At 77.1% G+C, this 21787-nt stretch carries 19 protein-coding genes; 10 read left to right on the top strand and 9 right to left on the bottom strand.

Annotated elements, in window-relative coordinates:
* Positions 1 to 46 precede the first annotated feature (46 nt).
* Together ACI79B_RS22205 and ACI79B_RS22200 are read left to right on the top strand one after the other, a co-directional pair.
* On the top strand, positions 47 to 955 hold the full coding sequence (locus ACI79B_RS22205) for a haloalkane dehalogenase (RefSeq protein WP_456930181.1): 909 nt from the start codon (positions 47 to 49) through the stop codon (positions 953 to 955).
* Between the two features lie 134 nt (positions 956 to 1089).
* Positions 1090 to 1362 carry a TetR-like C-terminal domain-containing protein gene (locus ACI79B_RS22200; protein WP_456930182.1) on the top strand — a complete coding sequence of 91 codons (273 nt, stop codon included), beginning with the start codon at positions 1090 to 1092 and terminating at the stop codon, positions 1360 to 1362.
* Here the strand turns inward: ACI79B_RS22200 and ACI79B_RS22195 are convergent.
* Both ACI79B_RS22195 and ACI79B_RS22190 read right to left on the bottom strand, forming a co-directional pair.
* Positions 1325 to 2779, bottom strand: a complete 1455-nt coding sequence (locus ACI79B_RS22195) for a diguanylate cyclase domain-containing protein (protein WP_456930183.1) — start codon at positions 2777 to 2779, stop codon at positions 1325 to 1327. The genes ACI79B_RS22200 and ACI79B_RS22195 overlap by 38 nt on opposite strands.
* Before the next feature lie 61 nt (positions 2780 to 2840).
* Complete coding sequence (locus ACI79B_RS22190; protein WP_456930184.1) at positions 2841 to 3440, bottom strand: TMEM165/GDT1 family protein; 600 nt, start codon at positions 3438 to 3440, stop codon at positions 2841 to 2843.
* A gap of 322 nt (positions 3441 to 3762) precedes the next feature.
* Here ACI79B_RS22190 and ACI79B_RS22185 point away from each other — a divergent pair, with 322 nt between their 5' ends.
* The gene (locus ACI79B_RS22185; protein ID WP_456930185.1) at positions 3763 to 4890 is read left to right on the top strand and encodes an MFS transporter; all 1128 of its coding nucleotides are present in this window, start codon (positions 3763 to 3765) and stop codon (positions 4888 to 4890) included.
* 90 nt (positions 4891 to 4980) lie between these two features.
* Here the strand turns inward: ACI79B_RS22185 and ACI79B_RS22180 are convergent, their stop codons facing one another.
* Complete coding sequence (locus ACI79B_RS22180; RefSeq protein ID WP_456930186.1) at positions 4981 to 7605, bottom strand: diguanylate cyclase domain-containing protein; 2625 nt, start codon at positions 7603 to 7605, stop codon at positions 4981 to 4983.
* A gap of 113 nt (positions 7606 to 7718) precedes the next feature.
* Entirely contained in the window at positions 7719 to 9425 is a 1707-nt protein-coding gene (locus ACI79B_RS22175) for a diguanylate cyclase (RefSeq protein ID WP_456930187.1), read from the bottom strand.
* 106 nt (positions 9426 to 9531) lie between these two features.
* Between ACI79B_RS22175 and pheA the strand changes: the two genes are divergently transcribed.
* Positions 9532 to 10467 carry a prephenate dehydratase gene (pheA, locus tag ACI79B_RS22170; protein ID WP_456930188.1) on the top strand — a complete coding sequence of 312 codons (936 nt, stop codon included), beginning with the start codon at positions 9532 to 9534 and terminating at the stop codon, positions 10465 to 10467.
* Between the two features lie 49 nt (positions 10468 to 10516).
* Here pheA and ACI79B_RS22165 read toward each other — a convergent pair whose 3' ends face one another.
* The gene (locus ACI79B_RS22165; RefSeq protein WP_456930189.1) at positions 10517 to 12613 is read right to left on the bottom strand and encodes an MMPL family transporter; all 2097 of its coding nucleotides are present in this window, start codon (positions 12611 to 12613) and stop codon (positions 10517 to 10519) included.
* A gap of 58 nt (positions 12614 to 12671) precedes the next feature.
* Here ACI79B_RS22165 and ACI79B_RS22160 point away from each other — a divergent pair, with 58 nt between their 5' ends.
* On the top strand, positions 12672 to 13124 hold the full coding sequence (locus ACI79B_RS22160) for a MarR family winged helix-turn-helix transcriptional regulator (protein WP_456930190.1): 453 nt from the start codon (positions 12672 to 12674) through the stop codon (positions 13122 to 13124).
* Between the two features lie 61 nt (positions 13125 to 13185).
* Here the strand turns inward: ACI79B_RS22160 and ACI79B_RS22155 are convergent, their stop codons facing one another.
* From ACI79B_RS22155 to ACI79B_RS22140, 4 genes are all read right to left on the bottom strand, one after another.
* Positions 13186 to 13521, bottom strand: a complete 336-nt coding sequence (locus ACI79B_RS22155; RefSeq protein WP_456930191.1) for a GroES family chaperonin — start codon at positions 13519 to 13521, stop codon at positions 13186 to 13188.
* Positions 13522 to 13908: 387 nt separating this feature from the next.
* Positions 13909 to 14256 carry a metallopeptidase family protein gene (locus ACI79B_RS22150; protein ID WP_456930192.1) on the bottom strand — a complete coding sequence of 116 codons (348 nt, stop codon included), beginning with the start codon at positions 14254 to 14256 and terminating at the stop codon, positions 13909 to 13911.
* Positions 14253 to 15686, bottom strand: a complete 1434-nt coding sequence (locus tag ACI79B_RS22145) for a GuaB1 family IMP dehydrogenase-related protein (RefSeq protein ID WP_456930193.1) — start codon at positions 15684 to 15686, stop codon at positions 14253 to 14255. Before ACI79B_RS22145 ends, ACI79B_RS22150 begins: the two co-directional genes overlap by 4 nt.
* A gap of 40 nt (positions 15687 to 15726) precedes the next feature.
* The gene (locus ACI79B_RS22140; RefSeq protein ID WP_456930194.1) at positions 15727 to 16443 is read right to left on the bottom strand and encodes a hypothetical protein; all 717 of its coding nucleotides are present in this window, start codon (positions 16441 to 16443) and stop codon (positions 15727 to 15729) included.
* Between the two features lie 99 nt (positions 16444 to 16542).
* Between ACI79B_RS22140 and ACI79B_RS22135 the strand changes: the two genes are divergently transcribed.
* From ACI79B_RS22135 to ACI79B_RS22115, 5 genes are all read left to right on the top strand, one after another.
* A complete protein-coding gene (locus ACI79B_RS22135; RefSeq protein WP_456930195.1) occupies positions 16543 to 16719 on the top strand; it encodes a hypothetical protein in 177 nt (58 codons plus the stop codon).
* Positions 16720 to 16802: 83 nt separating this feature from the next.
* Entirely contained in the window at positions 16803 to 18095 is a 1293-nt protein-coding gene (gene serS, locus ACI79B_RS22130; protein ID WP_456930196.1) for a serine--tRNA ligase, read from the top strand.
* The gene (locus ACI79B_RS22125) at positions 18092 to 19018 is read left to right on the top strand and encodes an HAD family hydrolase (protein ID WP_456930197.1); all 927 of its coding nucleotides are present in this window, start codon (positions 18092 to 18094) and stop codon (positions 19016 to 19018) included. The genes serS and ACI79B_RS22125 overlap by 4 nt, the downstream gene beginning before the upstream one ends.
* The gene (locus ACI79B_RS22120) at positions 19011 to 19814 is read left to right on the top strand and encodes a Cof-type HAD-IIB family hydrolase (RefSeq protein ID WP_456930198.1); all 804 of its coding nucleotides are present in this window, start codon (positions 19011 to 19013) and stop codon (positions 19812 to 19814) included. The genes ACI79B_RS22125 and ACI79B_RS22120 overlap by 8 nt, the downstream gene beginning before the upstream one ends.
* Positions 19815 to 19928: 114 nt before the next feature.
* The gene (locus tag ACI79B_RS22115) at positions 19929 to 21569 is read left to right on the top strand and encodes a methyl-accepting chemotaxis protein (RefSeq protein WP_456930199.1); all 1641 of its coding nucleotides are present in this window, start codon (positions 19929 to 19931) and stop codon (positions 21567 to 21569) included.
* Positions 21570 to 21787 lie beyond the last annotated feature (218 nt).

The raw sequence follows: 21787 nt of genomic DNA, 5'->3' as shown, positions 1-21787 counted from the left end.
CGATCCCCGGACGGCGGGCGAGCGGCGCCTGGGCGAGGATCGCGGCATGGCCGACCAGGACGACAGCACCCACGAGGAGGTCTCGCCCGAGGACCCCTTTCCCCGGCGGCGGGTGACCGTCCGCGGCACCGAGATGGCCTGCGTCGACGTCGGCGAGGGCGACCCGATCGTGTTCCTGCACGGCAACCCGACGTCGTCCTACCTGTGGCGCAACGTCATCCCGCACGTGCAGCACCTCGGCCGCTGCATCGCGCCGGACCTGGTCGGCATGGGGGAGTCCGGGAAGCTGCCCGACCCGCGGCGCGGCACCTACTCCTTCGCCACGCACGCCGCGCACCTGGACGGCCTGCTGGAGGCGCTCGGGGTGGAGCGGCGGGTCACCTTGGTGCTGCACGACTGGGGCTCGGCGCTGGGCTTCTCCTGGGCGCACCGCCACCCCGAGGCGGTCCGCGGCCTGGCCTTCACCGAGGCGATCGTCACCCCGATGACCTGGGCCGACTGGCCGGCGGACGGCCGCAAGATCTTCCAGGCCATGCGCAGCGAGGACGGCGAGGTCGTCATCCTCGACAAGAACGTCTTCGTCGAGCGCATCCTCCCGGCGTCCGTGCTGCGCGGACTCTCCCCGGAGGCGCACGAGCGCTACCGGCAGCCGTTCCGCGAGCGCGAGGACCGCTGGCCGACGCTCGAGTGGCCGCGCCAGCTCCCCATCGCCAACGTGCCGCCGGCCGTCCACGACGTCGTCGCGCGGTACGGGCACTGGCTGCGGACCAGCGCCGTGCCGAAGCTGTTCGTGAACGCCGAGCCCGGGTGGCTGCTGACCGGGCGGGCACGCGCGCTGGTGCGGAAGTGGCCCTCGGTCACCGAGGTGACCGTGCCCGGCTCGCACTTCGTCCCCGAGGACTCGCCGCACGCCATCGGCCGGGCGCTGGCCGACTGGATCCCGACGCTGCCCTGAGCGGGGTGTCGGGTTCGTCCGCGACGGCGCCCGGTCGCGGCGGGCAGGGTGAGGGGCACGGCGATCACCGACGGCCGCCCGGACGGCTGCACGACCCTCACCCCTTCCTCGTCTGCTCGCCCGCGGCGGAGGCGATGCGCTTCTCCGAGGAGGTCCTCGGCGCGACGACGGTCAGCCGCATGGACGCCCCGGACGGCACCGTGCCGCACGCGGACCGGGGGTTCGCCGACCTGGTCGCCGCGATCCGCGAGGCGACGGCCGGCCGGGACCCCCGGGCCGACGCCGCCCTGGTGTGGACGGCGCTGCACGGGCTGGTCACCCTCCGCGCGAGCAGGCCGGACGAGCCCTGGCCCGACCCCGACGCGCTGGTCACGCGTCTCGCGCTGCTCCGTGACGGGAGCGCTTGACCGCGTACATCGCCGCGTCGGCGCGGCGCAGCAGGCTGTCGGCGGTGTCGCCCCGCCGGGAGAGCGCGACGCCGGTGCTGGAGCGCAGCGGCGGGCCGCCGTCGGTGGGGGAGGCGAGGGTGGCCGCGATCCGGTCGACCAGGCGCCGGGCGGCGGCCTCGGTGCCGGTGCCGGGGCACAGCACGACGAACTCGTCGCCGCCGATGCGGGCCACGGTGTCGCCTGGGCGCACTGCCGCCCGCAGCGCCGCGGCCATCCGCAGCAGGGCGGCGTCGCCGGCGGCGTGGCCGTGGGTGTCGTTGATGCCCTTGAACCCGTCGAGGTCGCAGTAGAGCAGCGCGGCCGCCAGGCCCTCGCGCGCCTGGACCTGCAGCGCCTGCCCGAGCCGGTCCAGCAGCAGCGCCCGGTTGGGCAGGCCGGTGAGCGCGTCGTGCAGGGCGGCCTCGCGCAGCCGGGCCTCGAGCTCCCGCTGGGCGGTCACGTCCATCATCGCGACGACGGCGCCGGTGGGCCGGCCCGCGGCATCGCGGATGCGGGTGCCCGAGGCGCGCACCACGCGCAGGGGAGCGCCGGGCAGGCCGATCGCCATGTCGGCGTCGCGGACCCGCCCCTCGGCGAAGACCCGGGCCAGGGGGACCTCGGCCAGGCCGAGCCGGCGCCCGTCGGGGGTGCTCAGCCCGAACGCCTCGACGACGTCCTCGGTGAGCCGGGCGCCCTCGACGCGGTCGGCTGAGGCCTCCGGGAGCCCGTGCCACTGCCGGCAGAGCCGGTTGAACAGCGTGATGCGCCCGTCGGCGTCGGCGGCGACGACCCCGACGGGCAGCGCCTCCAGCAGCGCGCGGGTGAAGGCCTCCGACCGCGCGGCGTGCGTCGCGGCGGCCTGGGCCTGGTCGCGGGCGGCGGCGCTGGCGGTGGCGAGGTCGGCGAGCTGGCGGGCCTGCCGACGCCGCTGGAACAGCGCCACCACGACCGTGGCGAGGTCGGCCAGCCGGTCCCCGGCGCCGGGGGCGAAGGCGTGCGGCTCGGAGTCGAAGACGCACAGGGTGCCCACCGTCGCCCCGTCGACGACCAGCGGCGCGCTGGCGTAGGCGCGGACGCGGGCGCGGCGGCCGTCCACCCAGGGGTTGCCCGCGTACCGCGGCTCGGCGGCCAGGTCCTCGATCACCTCGACTCGCGGGCCGCCGGCGTTCACCGCCGCGCACAGCGACTCCTCACGCGGCGACGAGCAGCCCAGGAAGCCGTGCGGCACCAGCTGGTGCTGCTCGCAGGCGTCGAGCAGGTTGACCGTCGCGTACCGCACGCCCGCCACGTCCGCGGCGACGCGCACGACGGCGGCGAGCTCGGGGTCCCGGGCGAGCTCGCGCACGTCGAGGTCGGCGGCGACGGCGTCGCGGTCGGGCGGGGTGGAGACGGTCACGGAGGAGGCAACGGCCCTCGCGCCCGCCGTCCGCACCGCCCGTCCCGCTGCCGTCCCCCGATCAGGTGAGGACGCGGACGGTCTCCACGGCGGCGAACAGGGCGAAGACGACGAACAGCCCCGCCGCCACCCGGCGGATGAGGGCCACCGGCAGCCGGTCGGCCAGCGTCTTGCCGAGGAACACCGCCAGCCCGGAGACGGTCAGCAGCGCCGCCCAGGCGCCGACGAACACCGACACCGGTGCGTCGAACCGGGCGGCCAGGCCCGCGGTGGCGAGCTGGGACAGGTCGCCCCACTCCGCGGCGAACAGCACGCCGAAGGAGATCGCGGCGGCCCGCAGGAACGACGTCCGCTCCCGGGCGTCGGCCGCCTCCCCGCCGTCCTCGGGCCCCTCGGACGCGCTGCGCCACAGCAGGACCGCTCCGACGAGGAACAGCACCGCCACGACGCCGCTGACCAGCGCCTCCGGCAGCAGCGAGAGCAGGCTGCCCGCGGTGACGGCGATGGCGACCTGCAGGCCGAAGGCGGTGCCGACGCCGACGAACACCGGCAGCGGCGGGAACCGGGTGGCGAGGACGAGGCTGGCGAACAGGGTCTTGTCCGGGAGCTCGACCGGCAGGACGAGGGCGAACGCCGTCACGACGACGGACCAGACGATCACGGGTGGTTCTCTCTTCCGCTCGGCACGGCCGGGCGGGGGCGCACACCTCCGACCGGCAGTGCGACGACTGCTCAGGCCGGAGGTCTCGCCCACCCGCGCGGGGCGCGGGCCCGCTGACCGGGCGGCTCCCGCGGGAGTCGCCAGCATGTCGACCAGCGGACGGGGGGCTACTCCCCTCCTCGGCCGCCCAGGCTAGTCGACGGGCTCTCGTAAACCCGGTGCGCCCGGGTGTGGGGCTGGTTACCGTCGTCCCGTGCCGTTCCGTTGACGCCCGTCGTCCGCCGCACCGCCGCCGCCCGCCCGGCCGCTGGCCCGCCTGGCCGTGGCCTGGACCGCGCTGTCCGGGCTGGCGCCCGTCTACCCGCTCTACGCGCTGCTGTTCCTCGACACCGGGCTGACCCCGGCCCAGGTCTCGGGGCTGTTCGCGCTGTGGTCGGTCACCGCCCTGCTCGCCGAGGTGCCCACCGGGGTGCTCGCCGACCGCTGGTCGCGCCGCGGCGCGCTGGTCCTCGCCGGGGTGCTGGAGGCTGCCGGCTTCGTCCTCTGGACCGTGGCGCCCGGGCTGCCCGGCTTCGCCGCCGGGTTCGTCGTGTGGGGCGTGGGCGGCGCGCTGGTCTCCGGTGCCGCCGAGGCGCTGGTCTACGAGGCGCTGGCCGCCGTCGGCGCGGAGGAGGACTTCGTCCGCGTCCAGGGTGCGATGACGGCGACCGAGCTGCTCGTGCAGGTGCCCACCGCGCTGCTGGCCGGCGTGCTCGTCGAGGCCGGCGGCTACGCGCTGGTCGGCTGGGCGAGCGTCGGCGTCTGCCTCGCCGCCGCGGCCCTGGCCACCCGCTTCCCCGAGACCACCCCCACCCGGGACGAGGACGACGACGCCGGCCCGGGCCTGCGCGCCGCCGTCGGCGAGGCGCTGCGCCGGCCGTCGCTGCGGCTGACCGTTGTCGCCGTCGCGCTGCTCGGCGGGCTGGACGCGCTGGAGGAGTACTTCCCGGTCATGGCGCGCGACCGCGGCGTCCCCACCGAGCTGGTGCCGGTGGCCGTGCTGGGGATCGCGCTGGCCGGCGCGGCGGGCGCGGCGCTGGCCGGCCGGCTGGGGCGGCTGCCGTCGCGGGCGCTGCCCGTGCTGCTGGCCGTCTCCGCGGCGCTGCTGGCGGCCGGGGCGCTGGCCGGGACGCCCGTCGCGCTGGCCGCCGTCGCGCTGTCCTACGGCCTGTACCTCGCCGTGCTGGTGGTGGGCGAGGCGCGGCTGCAGGAGCAGGTGCCCGGCGCGGCGCGGGCCACGGTCACCTCGGTCGCGGGCCTGGGCATCGAGCTGGCCTCGCTGCTGGTGTTCGGCGCGTGGGCGCTGGGCTCCGCGCTCGCGGTCGCGGCGCTGTTCCTCGCGGTGGTGCCGATCACGTGGTCGGCCTTCCGGCCGACACCGCGGCCAGGTGCCGTCCCCGAGCGGCGTTGAGCCCCGCCACCCCGTCCCGGCCGGGAGCCTCCGGCCCCGCGACCGGTCCGCCGTCCTCCGCAGGGCGGCTCACCACCCGACGCGGCCCCCCTACCTGGCGGTGCGGCGGGCGATGCGGGCGGCGAAGACGCCGGCGGCGTGGCCGTTGTCGATGTTGCTGACGACGACGCCGGGCGAGGCCGAGTTCAGCATCGTGAGCAGCGCGCCGAACCCGCCGAACGAGCCCGGCTGCCCGGTCGAGGTGGGCACCGCGACGATCGGCACGTCGGTCATCGCGCCCACCGTGCCGGCCAGCGAGGCGTCCAGGCCGGCGACCACGACCAGGCAGTCGACGTCGTCGAGCAGGGTGCGGTCGGTGAGCAGCGGCCGCAGCCGGCTGCCGCCGACGTCGTCGACCCGCACGACCTCGGTGCCGGTCACCCGCGCGACGAACGCGGCCTCGGCGGCCACCGACGCGTCGGCGGTGCTCGCGCACAGGACGCCGACCCGGCCCAGCGGCTCGGGGATCGGCCCGACGGCGGCCGACATCGCCGCCGCGTCGACCGTGGTGGAGCCGTCGTACGCGGCGGCCAGCGCGACCAGCGTGTCGGCGGTGGCCCGGACGACCAGCGCAGGCCGGTCCGGGTGCGCCGCGCGGGTCTCCCGGACCAGGGCCAGCACCTGCTCGGTGGACCGCCCGACCCCCCAGACGACGTCGGGCTCGGCCGGCGCCGGGCGGGCCGGTGCGGCCGGGGGCGCCGGGGCGAGCGCGGGCTGGCCCGCGCTGCCGAGGGACAGCGGCGGGTCGGCCAGCAGCGCGGCGAAGCCGCCGACCGGGTCCAGCGGCGAGGACTGCACCGGGCCGACCTGAACCGACGCGCGCGCCGCCGGCCGGGCCGGCGCCGGCGGGGGCTCCGCGGGCGTGTCCGGGGCGCGGGTCTGGGTGACCGCCGACAGCCGGACGACGCGGTCGCGGCCGCTGCGCTTGGCGTCGTAGAGGACGCCGTCGGCGGCGGCGAACAGCGTGCGGCGGTCGTCGCCGCGGGTGGCCGAGGCGATGCCCACGCTGATCGTCACCGGCACCGGCAGGCCGAGCGCGGTCCAGTCGTGCGCGGCGACGGCGCGGCGGATCCGCTCCAGCGCCCGCTCGGCCTGCTCGGCGGTGGTGTCGGGCAGCAGCACGACGAACTCGTCGCCGGCCCACCGACACACCTCGTCGGTGTCGCGGCAGCCGGCCAGCAGCAGGTCGGCGACCGCGCGCAGCACCGCGTCGCCGCCGGGGTGCCCGACGGCGTCGTTGATGGCCTTGAACCGGTCGACGTCGACGACGGCCAGCGCCGGCGTGGTGCCCGCGCTGAGCAGCCCGTCCAGCCGCGCCTCGGCGTAGCGCCGGTTGGGCAGGTGGGTGAGCGGGTCCTCGTAGGCCTGGCGGCGCAGCTGCCCGGCGGCGCGCTCGTTCTCCAGCAGGCTCTTGCGCCGGCCGAACAGCTCGACCCAGCGGGTGCGCCGCTCGTCGACCCGGTCCAGCTCGTCGGCGAGGTAGGCCTGCAGGTAGGGCAGCGCGCGGCCGGCGTCGTCGAGCTCGGCGTGCAGCGTGCACAGCTCGCGCAGGGCCGCCCGCCGCAGCCGGGGCAGGCCGTGCTCGGTGGCCAGCGCCAGCGCCCGCGCCAGCTGCTCGTCGGCGCTCCGGCCGTCGCCCTGTCTGCGCAGTGCCCGGCCCAGCCCCAGCAGCGCCGAGGCCAGCAGCGCCCGGTCGCCGGTGGCACTCGTGGTGCGGACGGCGGCGCGCAGCGGGCCGGCCGCGGCGGCGGACTCGCCCAGACCGACCAGCGCCCAGCCGTGCACCACCTGCGCGGCGACGACGCCGTCGGCGTCCGGCGGCAGCTGGGCCAGCGCCTGCTCGGCCAGCCCGCGGGCCTCGGTGAAGTGGGTCCGGGCGGCCTCGGGCTCGCCGTCGTCGAGCAGCGCCTCGCCCAGCTCCGCGCACAGCTCGCCCAGGCAGGTGGCCGCCCGGGCCACCAGCACGTCGGGGTCGCCGTCGTCGGGGCCGAGCGTGCCCTGCCCGGCGGCCGCGCCGGCCGCCTCCAGGGAGCGGCGCTGGTAGTCCAGGGCCAGCGGCATGAGCTCGAGGTCGGCGAGGACGCCGGCCAGCGTGCCGAGCGTGTCGACGAGCAGCGCGTCGGGCGGGAGCGCGGGGTCGAGCAGGCTGGCCGCCTCGACCGCCTCGTCCATCGCCGCGTCGATCCGCCGCGACAGCAGCTCGATGCGGGCGTGCCGGGCCAGGCCCGCGGCGCGCTGCACGGCGTCGTCGGTGGCGTCGAAGGCGGCCTTGGCCGAGCGCACCAGGGCGATGGCCTCGGCGGCGTGCGCGGCCGACTCCGAGCGCGGGTCGCCGTCGCCGGTGGGCCGGTCGGCGGCGCGGTCGTCGCCGCGCTCGAGCAGGCCCGCCACGCCGGCGTGCAGGTCCAGCGACTCGGTCGCCTCCGGCGCGTCCAGCGGCTCGCCGACCAGGGTGAAACCGGCGACGCGCAGCCGGCGGACCAGCAGCTCGGCGCGCAGGGTGTCGGCCCAGGCGCGGCCGAGGGAGGGCTCGCCGTCGCGCCCGGTGGCGGCGCCGGAGGGCCCGGCCCCGTAGGGCGTGGACGGGTCGACGACCGACAGCAGCCGCTCGGCGTCGTCGAGCTGCCAGTTGGCGAGGGCGGCGGTCACCCGGTGGTGCAGGGCTCCCGGTGGCACCACCGCACTGTGCACGCCGTCGTGCGCTTCCGCTGGGAGCGCGGGCCGGGCGCGCCGTGTGGCACCGGTCCCGTCGCCCGTCGCGTCACTGGCGTCCCAGGCGCGCCCGGCGCTCACGACGGCGTCCCCTCGGCCGCGCCCCCGTCGGCCGGGCTCCCGTCGGCCGTGCCCCCGTCCACGGGGCCCGGCGCGCGCACCCGGTTGCGCCCGCCCCGCTTGGCGGAGAACAGGTGCAGGTCCGCGGTGTCGAACAGCGAGCGCCAGCCGACCGGCGCGGCGTCGCCCTCGGCCGCGGGCGCGGTGGCCACGCCGATGCTCACGGTGATCGGCTCGGGGAGCGCGAGGTCGGCCCAGTCGGCGTCGGCGACCGCGGCGCGCAGCCGCTCGGCGGCGGCCAGGGCCTGGGCGGGGCTGGCCGTGGGCAGGACGACGAGGAACTCGTCGCCGGCCCAGCGGTAGACCTCGTCGCCGACGCGGCTGTGCTCGCGCAGCAGCGCGGCCACCCGGCGCAGCACCTCGTCGCCGTGGGAGTGGGAGGTGTCGTCGTTGACCTCCTTGAACCGGTCGACGTCGACGACGGCGAGCGACAGCGGCTCGGCGCCCAGCCGCAGCCCGGCCAGCCGGCGCTCGGCGCTGCGCCGGTTGCCGAGCCCGGTCAGCGGGTCCTCCAGCGCGTGGCGGCGCAGCACGGCGGCCTGCCGCTCGACCTCGCGCAGCCGGCTGCGGCGGACGAACATCTCCGCCCACAGCTCCCGGCTGCGCGCGTGCGCCCGGCCGGTGTCGGCGCGGTAGGCGTCCAGCCAGTACAGCGCCTCGGCGGGCCGGCCCATCGCGGCGGTGGCCTGGCCGAGCTCGAGCAGGCACTGCCGGTAGCGGCGCCGGTCGGCGGTGGCGGCGAAGGCCCCGGCGGCGTCGACGAGCAGGTCGGCGGCCTCCTCGCCGTGCCCGCCGCCGGTGTGCACCTGCGACAGCCGCGACAGCAGCCGGGACAGGGCCAGGTCGGCGTAGCCGCGCAGCCAGGTGCCGCCGGTGCGGTGCACCCGCCGGTGCACGCTGCGCAGCGGGCCGAGGGCGTCGTCGAGGTCGTCGTGGCAGGCCAGCGCCCAGGCCTGGACGACGTCGAGCAGGTCGAGGTCGCCGGGGTCGGGCTCGACGTCGAGCGCGCGGGCGTCGCCGGCGCAGGCCAGTGCGGCGCCGGCCAGCTCGCGGGCCCGCCCGGCCTCCCCGCGGCGGCGCAGCGTCTGGGCCAGCTCGGTGTTCTGCCGGGCGCACAGCTGCAGCAGCTGCCAGAGGTCGGCGGGGTCGGCCAGCGCGGCGGCCACCCGGTGCCCGCGCTCGGCCTGCGCGACGGCGAGCTCCTCGAGGTCCAGCGCGGTGAGGGTGAGCGACAGCCACAGGTGCGCCTGGGACAGCGCGCGGGAGGGCTCCTCGGCGGGTGGGGACAGCTGCTCGGTGAGCAGGCTGGCGTCGACGGCGAGCAGCATCGCGGCGTCCGGGTGGTCGGCGGTCGCCTCGACGTGCGCGAGGTAGGCCAGGACCAGGGCCGTCGAGGCCGACGGCGGGCAGGCGCCCAGCGCGTCGCGGGCGGCGGCCACCGCGGCGCCGGTGGCGTCCTGGTCCCCGTCGAGCAGGCCGCGGCGGGCGGCCAGCGCGTGCCGCCAGGCCGCCCAGCGGGGGTCGCTCGCGGCGCCGAACGCGGCCTCGGCGTCGTCGAGCCCGTCCCGGAAGGCGTCGGCGTCGTCCCGGCTGCTCGCCGTCAGCAGGCGCCGCAGTGCAGCATCGAGGTCACCGTCGGTGACGGGTGCGGGGCCGGGGGTCACGCATCCCTCCTCCTCGACGCCGGGCGACCGGCCGCACGGGCCGGCGGCGAGGCAGTTCCCCCCGGACCCGGACTGCGCCCCGGCCCGACCGCACTACCCTCGTCGGGTGCCCCAGACGCCTCCGACGCGGTTCGCCTATCTCGGGCCCGAGGGTACCTTCGCCGAAGCGGCGCTGAGCAGCGCCGTTGGCCCTGGGGAGGGAGTGCGGCAGCCCGCGGCCAGCGTCGCCGCCGCCCTGGCGGCGGTCCGCGCCGGGGACGCCGACGCCGCCCTCGTGCCGCTGGAGAACTCGGTCGAGGGCTCGGTCCCGGCCACGATGGACGGCCTGGCCGACGGCGACCCGCTGGTCATCACCCGCGAGGTCTTCCTGCCCGTCGCGTTCGTCCTCGCCGCCCGGCCCGGCACCGGGCTCGAGGACGTCCGCGCCGTCGTCAGCCACCCGCACGCGCTGGCCCAGACCGCGCGCACGCTGGCCCAGCGGCTGCCCGGCGTCCCGACCCTGCCGGCCTCCTCGACGGCGGCCGCCGCCCGGGCGGTCGCCGAGGGCGAGCACGACGCCGCGGTGTGCGCGCCGATCGCCGCCGAGCGCTACGGGCTGGCCCCGCTGGCCGACGACGTGGCCGACTTCCCCGGCGCGGTCACCCGCTTCGTGCTCGTGTCCCGTCCCGGGGCGCTGCCGGAGCCGACCGGCGACGACAAGACCTCGCTGGTCGCCGTCGTCGCCGACCGCACCGGCGCGCTGCTCGACGTCCTGCGCGAGTTCGCCGTCCGCGGGATCAGCCTCACCCGCATCGAGTCCCGGCCCACCCGCGACCGGCTGTGGGTCTACTCGTTCTCGCTGGACTGCGAGGGGCACGTCGCCGAGGCGCGGGTGGGGGAGGCGCTGGCCGCGCTGCACCGGGTCTGCGAGGACGTGCGGTTCCTCGGCTCCTACCCGCGCGCCGACGGCCGCACCAACCGGCCGGTGCCCGCCGAGGCCGCCGACGCCGCGTTCACCGACGCTGCCGACTGGCTCGCCCGCCTGCGCGCCGGCGAGGTCTGAGCGGGCACTTCCGCGGAGATGCACGGTGCATCTCCGCGGAAGTGCACGGTCACGCCGGCTCGAGCTCCCGCTCGGGCTCCGGCGACGGGCGGCGGGACAGGCGGCTCGGCCACCAGGTGCGGTCGCCGAGCAGCGCCACCGCCGACGGCACCAGCAGCGAGCGGACGACGAAGGTGTCCAGCAGCACGCCGAACCCCACGAGGAACGCCAGCTGGGTGAGGAACAGCAGCGGCAGCACCGCCAGCGCCCCGAACGTCGCCGCCAGCACCATCCCGGCGCTGGTGATGACCCCGCCGGTGACGGCCAGCGCGCGCAGGACGCCGTCGCGGGTGCCGTGCCGCGCGGACTCCTCCCGCGCCCGGGTCATGAGGAAGATGTTGTAGTCGATCCCCAGGGCGACGAGGAACACGAACCCGATCAGCAGGATCCCGGGGTCGCTGCCGGGGAAGCCGAAGACGCCGTCGAACAGCAGCGCGGCGACGCCGACCGTCGCGCCGACGCTGAGCACCACGGTGGCCACCAGCAGCAGCGGCGCCACCAGCGAGCGCAGCAGCAGCGCCAGGACGACGGTGATCACCACGAGCACGCTCGGCACGATCACCCGCAGGTCGCGCGCGGCGGTCTCCCGGGCGTCGAGGTTGCTCGCGGTGTCGCCGCCGACGAGTGCGGCCGGGTCGGCGTCGTCGAGCGTGGTCCGCAGGTCCTGGACGACGTCGATGGCCTCGGTGCTGTCGGCCGGGACGGCGAGGGTGACGTCGAGGCGCACCAGCCCGTCGACGACGACCGGGTCGCCGCCGGGCGGGCCGCCGGTGAACGGGACGACCGACGCCACGCCCTCGGTGGCCGCGGCCGCCTCGGCGACCTCCGGCCAGTTCCCCTCCGGCGTGACGACGATCGTCGGGCTGCCGGAGCCCGCGTCGAAGTGGCGGGCCAGCGCCTCCTGCCCGTCGACGCCGTTGGACTCGCCGCGGATCGCGTCGCTGAAGGTGATGCCGCTCGCGTCGTAGGTGGGCGCGAACACCGCCGCGGCGACCAGCGCCAGCGTGCTCAGGGCCAGGACGCGCCGCGGCCGGCGGCCGACCAGCGCCGCGACCCGCCGCCACCCGCGGCCCTCGCGCGGCGGCTCGCCGACGTGCGGGCGGAACGGCCAGAACGCCGCCCGGCCGAGCAGTGCGAGCGCGGCCGGCAGGAAGGTCAGCGCCGCGACGACGGCGAGCGCCACGCTGACCGCCGAGATCGGCCCGAGCCCGCGGTTGGAGGCGAGGTCGGAGAACAGCAGGCACAGGACGCCGAGGACGACGGTGGCGCCGGAGGCCACGATCGGCTCCCACGAGCGGCGCAGCGCCACGCGGATCGCGGTGAACCGGGACGGCTCGCGCTGCAGCTCCTCGCGGAAGCGGGCGACCAGCAGCAGCCCGTAGTCGGTGGCCGCGCCCACCACCAGGATCGCCGCGATCCCCTGGCTCTGGCCGTTGACGGTGATCAGGCCGGCGTCGGCGAGCAGGTAGGCGACCGCGTTGCCGGCGGTGAGCGCGAGGCCGGCGGTGCCGATGACCAGGAAGGGCAGCAGCGGGCTGCGGTAGACCACCAGCAGGATGAGCAGCACGACGCCGAAGGCCGCGGCCAGCAGCAGCCCGTCGATGCCGGCGAAGCCGTTGGCGAAGTCGGCGAAGATCCCGCCCGGGCCGGTGACGAAGGCGTCGGTGCCGTCGACGGCGATCGCGGCGCGCAGGTCCTCGACCACGGTCACGATCTCGTCGCCCAGCTCGGGGGTCAGCGGCAGCACCGCCTGCACCGCCTCGCCGTCCTCCGACGGGATGGGCGGGGAGGCCTGCCCGGCCAGGGCGCCGGCGTCCTCGGCGACCGCGGTGGCCTCGGCGAGCGCCTGCCCGACGGCGTCGAGGGTGGCCGGGTCGAGGGGCCCGTCGGCCTCCCACAGCAGGACCGCCGGGATCGCCTCGGTGGGGGAGAACCCCTGGGACAGTTCCGCGACGCGCGTGGACTCCGCGCTGTCGGGGAGGAAGGCGGCGGTGTCGTTCTCCTGCAGGCCGGTGAGCTGCCCGCTCAGCGAGCCGAGCGGGCCGGCGGCGCCCAGCCAGGCGAGCAGGACGACCAGGGGGAGCAACCAACGGACCCGACGGGCCATGGTGGAATCCTCTCGAGGGTCGATAATCTCGATGTTCGAGAGATTAGGGGGTGGGTGGATGACGCGCAACGACGGCGAGCGGGTGGAGGTCACCCTGCTGCTGCGGCGGCTCACGGTCGAACTCGACGCCGTCGGTCAACGCTTCGCCGACACGCACGGTCTCGGACGCACCGACGTCCGCGCGGTGACCGCGATCATGGACGCCGCCCGGGCCGGACAGCCGCTGACCGCGGGCGGGCTGGGCGCCGCGGTGGGGCTGAGCTCGGCGTCGGTGACCGCGCTGGTCGACCGGCTGGAGCGGGCCGGACACGTGCAGCGCGTGCGCGACCCGGCCGACCGGCGCCGGGTCGTGCTGCAGATGACCGCGCCGACGATGGCGGCCGGCGCCGCCTACTTCGGCGGGCTGCAGCGGGAGCTGCTCGCGGCGATGGAGGACCTCAGCGACGCCGACGTCGCCGTCGTCCACCGCTGGCTGACCGCGGTGACCGACGTCGTCGTCGCCCACCGCTGACCGACGGCGTGTGCACACGGCGCGGTCCGCGGTCGTCGTGACCCGCGGTGTGCACACGGCGTCAGAGGTAGAGGCCGGTGGACTCCTCGATCCGCTCCGCGGCGACGGCGTGCACGTCGCGCTCGCGCAGGATGATCAGCTCCTCGCCGTGGACCTCGACCTCGTGCTGGTCCTCGGGGGAGAACAGCACCTGGTCGCCGACCTTCACCTGGCGCACGCTCGCGCCGACGCCGCGCGCCTCGCCCCAGACCAGCCGCTTGGCCACCTGGGCGGTCGCCGGGATGAGGATGCCGCCGGTCGAGCGCCGCTCCCCGTCCTCCCTGCGGAGGGCCACGAGGATCCGGTCGTGCAGCATCTTGATCGGCAGCCCGCTGCCCTTGGCGAGGTCGGATGGCACGGTGATCACGGTACGCGGGCGCCGGTCCCCGCCGACCCCGGCAGGGTGCTGGCCGGGGCGCGTGGAGCGGGGCCCCGGCGGAGGACGTCCCGGCCCCGGTCGACGCCCCGGTCCCCTGCGGTGCCGGGACGTGACGGTCTACCGGGTGGACCACGTCGGGGTCGTGGTCGAGGACCTCGCGGCCGCCGTCGCGTTCTCCGTCGAACTGGGCCTGGAACCGGAGGGTGAGACGGCGGTCGAGGGCGACTGGGGAGACCGGCTCGTCGGGCTGGACGGCGTCCGGGCGGACCTCGCCTTCCTGCGGACCCCGGACGGCCACGGCCGGGTCGAGCTGTCCAGGTCCCGCACGCCGGCGGCCACCGGCACCCGGACCCGCGCCCGCCGGGCTCAGCCCCAGCCGAGCTCGTGCAGCCGCTCGTCGTCGATGCCGAAGTGGTGGGCGATCTCGTGGACGACGGTGACCGTCACCTCCTCGACCACCTCCTCGGCGGTCGAGCAGACGTCGCAGATCGCCTCGCGGTAGATCATGATCCGGTCCGGCAGCGCGCCGCCGTACTGCCAGCCGCGCTCGGTCAGCGCGTACCCCTCATAGAGGCCCAGCAGGTCCGGCTCGTCCTCGTTGCGGTCCTCGACCAGCACGACGACGTTGTCCAGCAGGGCCAAGAGGTCGGCCGGCACCGCGTCCAGCGCGTCGGCGACCAGCGACTCGAAGACCTCCCGGGGCAGCGGCCTCACCAGCTGGTGGGCAGCGGGCGGCCCTCCTCGTACCCGGCCGCGCTCTGCACCCCCACCACCGCCCGCTCGTGGAACTCGTCGATGGTGCGGGCCCCGGCGTAGGTGCACGACGAGCGCACCCCGGCGACGATCCCGTCCACCAGGTCCTCCACGCCGGGACGGGCCGGGTCGAGGTACATCCGCGACGACGAGATGCCCTCCTCGAACAGCGCGGCCCGGGCGCGGTCGAAGCCGCTCGCCTGCGCCGTGCGGGCCTTGACCGCGCGCGCCGAGGCCATCCCGAAGGACTCCTTGTACAGCCGGCCGCTGCCGTCGTCGTGGATGTCCCCGGCGCTCTCGTAGGTGCCGGCGAACCAGGAGCCGACCATCACGTTGGCCGCGCCGGCGGCCAGCGCCAGGGCGACGTCGCGGGGGTGGCGCACCCCGCCGTCGGCCCACACGTGCTTCCCGAGCCGGCGGGCCTCGGTGGCGCACTCCTCGACGGCGGAGAACTGGGGCCGGCCGACGCCGGTCATCATCCGCGTGGTGCACATGGCGCCCGGCCCCACGCCGACCTTGACGACGTCGGCCCCGGCCGAGATCAGGTCGCGGGTGCCGTCGGCGGTGACCACGTTGCCCGCCACCACCGGCACCGGCCCGGCCACCGACCGGGCCGCCCGCACGGCCTCGACCGCCTTCTCCTGGTGGCCGTGCGCGGTGTCGACGACGAGCACGTCGACCCCGGCGGCCAGCAGCGCGGACACCTTGCCCGCGACGTCGCCGTTGATCCCGACGGCGGCCGCGGTGAGCAGCTGCCCCTGCGCGTTGACCGCGGGCGTGTAGACCGTCGAGCGCAGCGCGCCCTTGCGGGTGACGACGCCGACCAGCCGCTCGCCCTCGACCACCGGCGCGGCGCTGACCCGCTCCTCGGAGAGCACGTCGAAGACCTTCGGCAGCACGGTGCCGGCCGGGATGGTCAGCGGCTGCGCGGCCATGACCTGCGAGAGCTGGCTGAACCGGTCCACGCCCTGGCAGGCGCCGTCGGTGACCACGCCGACGGGCACGCCGTCCTCGACCACCACGACGATGCCGTGCGCGCGCTTGGTCATCAGCGACAGCGCCTCGCCCACGGTCGAGCCGGGGGACAGGGTGATCGCGGTGTCGTAGACGGGGTGCCGGCCGTGCACCCAGGAGACGACCTCGCCGACGACGTCGACGGGGATGTCCTGCGGCAGCACCGCGAGGCCGCCGCGGCGGGCGACGGTCTCGGCCATCCGCCGGCCGCTGATCGCGGTCATGTTCGCGACGACGACCGGGATGGTCGTGCCCACCCGGTCCGGCGTGGTCAGGTCGACCTCCAGCCGGGAGCCGACGGTGCTGTGGTTGGGCACCATGAACACGTCGGCGTAGGTCAGGTCGGTGGGCGGGCGCTGACCGTCGAGGAACCGCATGCCCCCAGTGTCCCGTACCGGACGCCGGAGGCGCCGGTCCTCACGCGGTGCGCCGGGCTCCCAGCGCCGCCGAGAGGGCGACGGCGGTCAGCCCGGCGCCGGCCACCAGCACGAGCGCGGTGGCGCCGGCGCCGGCGCTGGAGACGAGGGCGCCGACGAGCGCCCAGGCGGCGGCGAGGACGAACGCGGGCTGCCCGTGGAGGAACCAGGCCAGGACCGCGGCGGTGAGCGCGGCGCCCACGACCAGCAGCGCGGGGACGAGCGTCCCTACGGTCAGCCCGCCCGGCAGGACGGTCGCCGCGTTCACCCACACGGCCGCGCTGGCCCACCCGGCGTAGAGGCCGACGCTGCCGGTCAGGAGGAGACGGGTCACCCGGTCGGCCGGTGTCCGGAGGAGGACGCGCAGGCACACCAGCAGGGCGGCCAGCATGCCGGCGAAGACCGGCACGGTCAGCCCCGGCAGCCGGGCCGCGGCGACCAGCCAGACGACGAACCCCACCTGCGCCACCGACAGCGGGACCTGCACCCGCCGCCACGGGTCGGCGGTCGCGCGGCGCAGCGGGAAGCCGTACACGGCGGCGGCGAGGCAGCCAAGCACCACCGGACCCCAGATGGCGAAGAACGGTCCCGGCGGCACGATCACCGGGTCGCTGCCCGAACCCTGGTCGAACCCCGCCAACGGCGGGCTCGCGGCCTGGCCGAGCGCGGTCGCCAGCAGCAGCCAGCGCCCGCGGCTGCCCGGTGGGGTGGCGGTCACGGCGGTCTCCTCCCGGTCGGGTGCACCGTCTTCGCGCGCGGGGGTGCGCCCGGATGCGGACGTGCGCCGGAGGGCGCTCCGGCACCGAGCATGCCGCGCGTGCGTCAGGTGACGGGACGGGCGGCCGACCGGGTGGACCGGCTGCACGAGGGCCCCGCCGTGCTCACGCAGGAGATCGACCAGTACCGGGACCGCGTCGCCCGCGGCCGGGACCGGGAGTCCGGGGACGCCGGCCGGGTCCCGTGCCCGGGCGACGAGCGCGCCGCCCTGTCGTGAGCGCCGGCCGCGCCCACCCCGCCGGGGTGGGCGCCACCCGCGTGCGCGGGGGCGGGTCCGCGCGTCCCACCTACGATCGGTACGTGATCGACCTGCGCCTGGTGCGCGAGCACCCCGACGTCGTCCGTGCCAGCCAGCGCGCCCGCGGCGCCGACGAGTCCCGGGTCGACGCGCTCCTGGCCGCCGACGAGGCCCGCCGCGCCGCCGTCAAGCGCGCCGACGACCTCCGCGCGGAGCAGAAGGCGGCCTCCCAGGCGGTGCGCGGGGCGTCGAAGGAGGAGCGGCCCGCCGTCCTGGAGCGGGCGAAGGCGCTGGCCGCGCAGGTGAAGGAGGCCGAGGAGGCCCAGCGCGCGGCCGACGCCGCGCTGCGCGAGGCCCACCTGGCGCTGGCCAACGTCGTCCACGACGACGTCCCGCCCGGCGGCGAGGACGACGCGGTCACCCTGCGCACCGTGGGCGAGGTCCCGACCTACGACTTCGAGGTGCGCGACCACCTGCAGATCGGCGAGGCGCTCGGCGCCATCGACATGGAGCGCGGCGCGAAGGTCTCCGGCGCCCGCTTCTACTTCCTCACCGGCCCCGGCGCGCTGCTGGAGTTCGCCCTCGCCCAGCTGGCGGTCACCCGGGCGGTGGCCGCCGGCTTCACCCCCGTCGTCGCGCCGGCGCTGGTCAAGCCCGAGGCGATGGAGGGCACCGGCTTCCTCGGCGAGCACGACGAGGAGGTCTACCGGGTCGAGCGCGACGACCTGTACCTCGTCGGCACCTCCGAGGTGGCGCTGGCCGGGATGCACGCGAACGAGGTGCTCGACCTGTCGGCGGGGCCGCGCCGCTACGCCGGCTGGTCGTCCTGCTTCCGCCGCGAGGCCGGCTCCTACGGCAAGGACACCCGCGGGATCATCCGCGTGCACTGGTTCGACAAGGTCGAGATGTTCAGCTTCTGCCGGCCCGAGGAGGCCGCCGCCGAGCACCTGCGGCTGCTCGCCTGGGAGGAGGAGTTCCTCCAGGCGCTCGAGCTGCCCTACCGGGTGGTCGACATCGCCGCCGGCGACCTCGGCACCAGCGCCGCCCGCAAGTACGACATCGAGGCGTGGTTCCCCAGCCAGGGCACCTACCGCGAGCTGACCAGCACCTCGGACTGCACCACCTTCCAGGCCCGCCGGCTGGCCATCCGCTACCGCGACGAGGACGGGAAGCCGCAGACGGCGGCCACGCTCAACGGCACGCTGTGCGCCATCGCCCGCACCATCGCCTGCCTGCTCGAGGTGCACCAGCGCGCGGACGGCTCCGTGCACGTGCCGGCGGCGCTGCGGCCGTGGCTGGGCGGGCACGAGGTCCTCACCCCCGGCATGACCCTGGCCGCGCCGGTGCCCGCGTGAGCAGCCAGCCGCCGGCCGCGCTCCCGGTCCCGGGGGCGGCGGTGCCGGAGGCCGGTGACGTCGTCGACCTCGGCGGCGTGCTCGACGAGCTCGGGACGTGGCGGCCGCGCCTGGTGGCCACCGACCTCGACGGCACCCTGCTCGACTCCGCCGGGGAGGTCAGCCCCCGCACCCGCGCGGCGCTGGACGCCTGCTGGGCCGCCGGCATCCCCGTCGTCGGGGTCACCGGCCGCGGGCCGCGGCTGGTCGACAGCGTGCGCGCGGCGCTCGGCGGCCGCGGCATCGCCGTCCTCGCGCAGGGCGGCTACGTCGTCGACCTCGAGCGCGACGAGGTGCTGCGCACCGTCGGCCTGCCGCGCTCGCAGGCCGAGGCCGTCGTCGAGCGGATCGAGGAGGTGGCGGGGGACCTCGTGCTCGCCGTCGAGGACGCCGCCGAGCAGGCCGAGGCCCGCGCGGCGCTGCGCGTGCAGCACGGCTTCGACTGGCCCTACCCCGAGCCCGCGCACCTGCTGCCCCGGCACTCGGTCCTCCCCGAGGGCGCGGTGCTCAAGGTGTTCCTCCGCTCGTCCACCCTCGGGCAGGACGAGCTGCTGGCCCGTGCCCGGCGCGTCGTCGACCCGGCCGAGGCCGAGCTGACCCACGCCGGCCTCGGCTTCATCGAGGTGCTGCCGCCGGGCGTCACCAAGGCCACCGGCCTCGCCGTCGCGCTCGACCACCACGGCGTGGACCTCGGCGACGTCCTCGTCTTCGGCGACATGCCCAACGACCTGCCGATGATCGGCGCGGTCACCGACGCCGGCGGGCACGCGGTCGCGGTGGCCAACGCGCACCCGGCCGTCCGCGCGGCCGCCCGCGGCCGCACCGGAGGGCACGACGCCGACGGCGTGGCCCGCTACCTCGAGGCGGTGCTGGCCGGTGTCTGACTGGCGCCCCCGGCTGATCGCCAGCGACATGGACGGCACGCTGCTGCGCTCGGACGACACCGTGAGCCCGGCGACCGTGGCCGAGCTGGAGCGGTGGCGGGCCGACGGCGTCCCGGTCGTCCTGGCCACCGGCCGCCCGCCGCGCTGGATGCACCGCATCCGGCAGGTCCTGGGCCGGGGCACCGCGGTCTGCTGCAACGGCGCGGTGCTGCTGGACCTGGAGACCTTCGAGATCCTCGAGGAGGAGGCGCTCCCGCCCGCCGTGCTCGCCGACGTCACCGCGGGCCTGCGCCGGGCACAGCCGGACACCTGGTTCGCCGTCGAGTACGGCCTGGAGTTCCGGCACGAGCCGGTGTACCGGCCGCGCTGGGACGTCGACGCGCCCGGTGTCGCCGAGGCGCCCCTGGAGGAGATCGTCGCCGTGCCCGCGGCCAAGCTGCTGGCCCGCCACGAGGACATGGGGCGCGACGAGTTCGTCGCCCTGGTCGAGGGCGTCGTCGGCGACCGCGCGACGGTCACCAACTCCTCCTCCGACGCGCTCGCGGAGATCTCCGCCCGCGGGGTCACCAAGGCCACCGGGCTGGCGCGGGTCGCCGCCCGGCACGGGATCGACCCGGGCGACGTCGTCGTGTTCGGGGACATGCCCAACGACATCGCGGCCTTCGACTGGGTCCGCGAGGGCGGCGGCCGGGCCGTCGCCATGGCGCACGCCCACCCGGACCTGCTCGCCGCCGCCACCGACGTCACCGGCACCAACGACGACGACGGCGTGGCCGCCTTCCTCGCCTCGCTCTGAGCCGCCTCGCTCCGAGCCGCCTCGCTCCGAGCCGCCCCGCTCCGGGCCGACTCAAGCCCGCGGCCGGGCTGCCGATGTGGAACGCGACCGATCGCGCGCCACGGAGGGCAGCAGATGAGCACCACCCCGACCCGCGTCCCGCAGACGCCTCCCGCCGAGCCCACGACGGGAGGGTGGGGCCTGCGCACGCGACTGCTGGGCGCGATCCTCGTCGTCGCGCTGACGACGATCGGCATCGGCGTCTTCGGGATCGACCGGATGGCCAGCCTCAGCGACCGGGCCGACCGGGTCTACACCGACGGCGCGCTGCCGGTGGCCGGCCTGCAGCAGCTGCAGGTCGACTGGTGGCAGCTCATGACCCACACCGCGCGGGCCAACATCGTCACCCTGCCGCCGGAGAGCCGCGCCTCGGCGCAGCAGAAGGCCGGGGAGACCGCGCAGACGCTCACCGAGGACACCGCCGCGGCGGCCGAGCTGCCCATGTCGGCGGAGACCCGCGCGTCCTACGAGGAGTTCGTCGCCGCCTCGCAGGCCTACCTCGCCGACCTGCAGCTGCTCGTCGCCGGCGCGACCCCGACCGGCAGCACCCTGCCCCTGGCGGAGCAGCAGGCGATCATCACCCGCCTCAACGCCAACGAGGCCGTGATCGCCGACTCCCTCGCCGCGGCCACCGAGACCGCCCGCGTCGACGCCGAGGCGACCGCCACCGACGCCGCCGACGCCTACGCCGCCGCCCGCACCCTGACCCTCGTGATCATGGTCCTGGGCCTGGTCGTGGCGATCGTGCTCGCGGTCCTCGTCGCCCGCAGCGTCACCCGGCCGGTCGAGCGGATCCGCGAGGTCCTCGGCAAGGTCGCCGGCGGCGACCTGCGGGTGCGCGCCGGCGGGGTCGGCGGGGGCGAGCTCGGCGAGGTCGCCCGCTCGCTGGACCGGACGCTGGACTCCCTCAGCGGCGTGCTGGTGCTCGTCCGCGACTCCGCCGGCCGGCTGCAGGGCGCCTCCACCCAGCTCGACACCGCCGCCAGCGGCATCGCCGAGTTCTCCCGCGCCGCCTCCGACCAGACCGACGCCGTCGTCGCCTCCGCCGGTGAGGTGGCCGCCAGCGTCGACACCGTCGCCACCGGCTCCTCGCAGATGGAGACCGCGATCCGGGAGATCGCGCACAACGCCGCCGAGGCCGCCCGCGTGGCCGGTCAGGCGGTGGACGTCGCCGAGACGACGACCCGCACGGTCGGCAAGCTCGGCGACTCCTCGCAGGAGATCGCCACGGTCGTGAAGCTGATCAACGGCATCGCCGAGCAGACCAACCTGCTCGCGCTTAACGCCACCATCGAGGCCGCGCGGGCCGGGGAGGCCGGCAAGGGCTTCGCCGTCGTGGCCAGCGAGGTCAAGGAGCTCGCGCAGGAGACCGCCCGGGCGACCGAGGACATCTCCCGCCGGGTCGAGGCCATCCAGGCCGACACCGCCGGCGCCGTCGAGGCGATCAGCCGGATCAGCGCCGTCATCGGCGAGATCAACGACTTCCAGGCCACGATCGCCGCGGCGGTCGAGGAGCAGACGGCCACCACCAACGAGATGAACCGCAACGTGGCCGAGGCCGCGGGCGGCTCGCGGGACATCGCCACCGCGATCGGCGGGCTGGCCGCCGGCACCCAGCAGACCGGTGCCCGGGTCGCCGACGCCCAGCGCGCCGCGGCCGAGCTCGCCCGCATGAGCGGCGAGCTGCAGGAGGCCGTGGCCCGCTTCGCGGTCTGACCCCCACCCCGCACGACGGCGGCGCCGTCCCCCGCGCGGGGGCGGCGCCGCCGTGCACTTCCGCGGAGTCGTGGGGGGGGGGGGGGGGGGGGGGGGGGGGGGGGGGGGGGGGGGGGGGTGGGGGGGGGGGGGGGGGGGGGGGGGGGGGGGGGGGGGGGGGGGGGGGGGCGGGGGGGGGGGGGGGGGGGGGGGGGGGGGGGGGGGGGGGGGGGGGGGGG

The sequence above is a fragment of the Geodermatophilus sp. SYSU D00879 genome (genome assembly GCF_054050375.1).
This window is presented reverse-complemented; position numbering and strand designations above follow the sequence as displayed.

Coding starts and splice junctions, on each gene's coding strand:
- ACI79B_RS22205 (WP_456930181.1), top strand. CDS start 47: ATGGCCGACCAGGACGACAGCACCCACGAGGAGGTCTCGCCCGAGGAC.
- ACI79B_RS22200 (WP_456930182.1), top strand. CDS start 1,090: ATGCGCTTCTCCGAGGAGGTCCTCGGCGCGACGACGGTCAGCCGCATG.
- ACI79B_RS22165 (WP_456930189.1), bottom strand. CDS start 12,613: ATGGCCCGTCGGGTCCGTTGGTTGCTCCCCCTGGTCGTCCTGCTCGCC.
- ACI79B_RS22160 (WP_456930190.1), top strand. CDS start 12,672: ATGACGCGCAACGACGGCGAGCGGGTGGAGGTCACCCTGCTGCTGCGG.
- ACI79B_RS22145 (WP_456930193.1), bottom strand. CDS start 15,686: ATGCGGTTCCTCGACGGTCAGCGCCCGCCCACCGACCTGACCTACGCC.
- ACI79B_RS22115 (WP_456930199.1), top strand. CDS start 19,929: ATGAGCACCACCCCGACCCGCGTCCCGCAGACGCCTCCCGCCGAGCCC.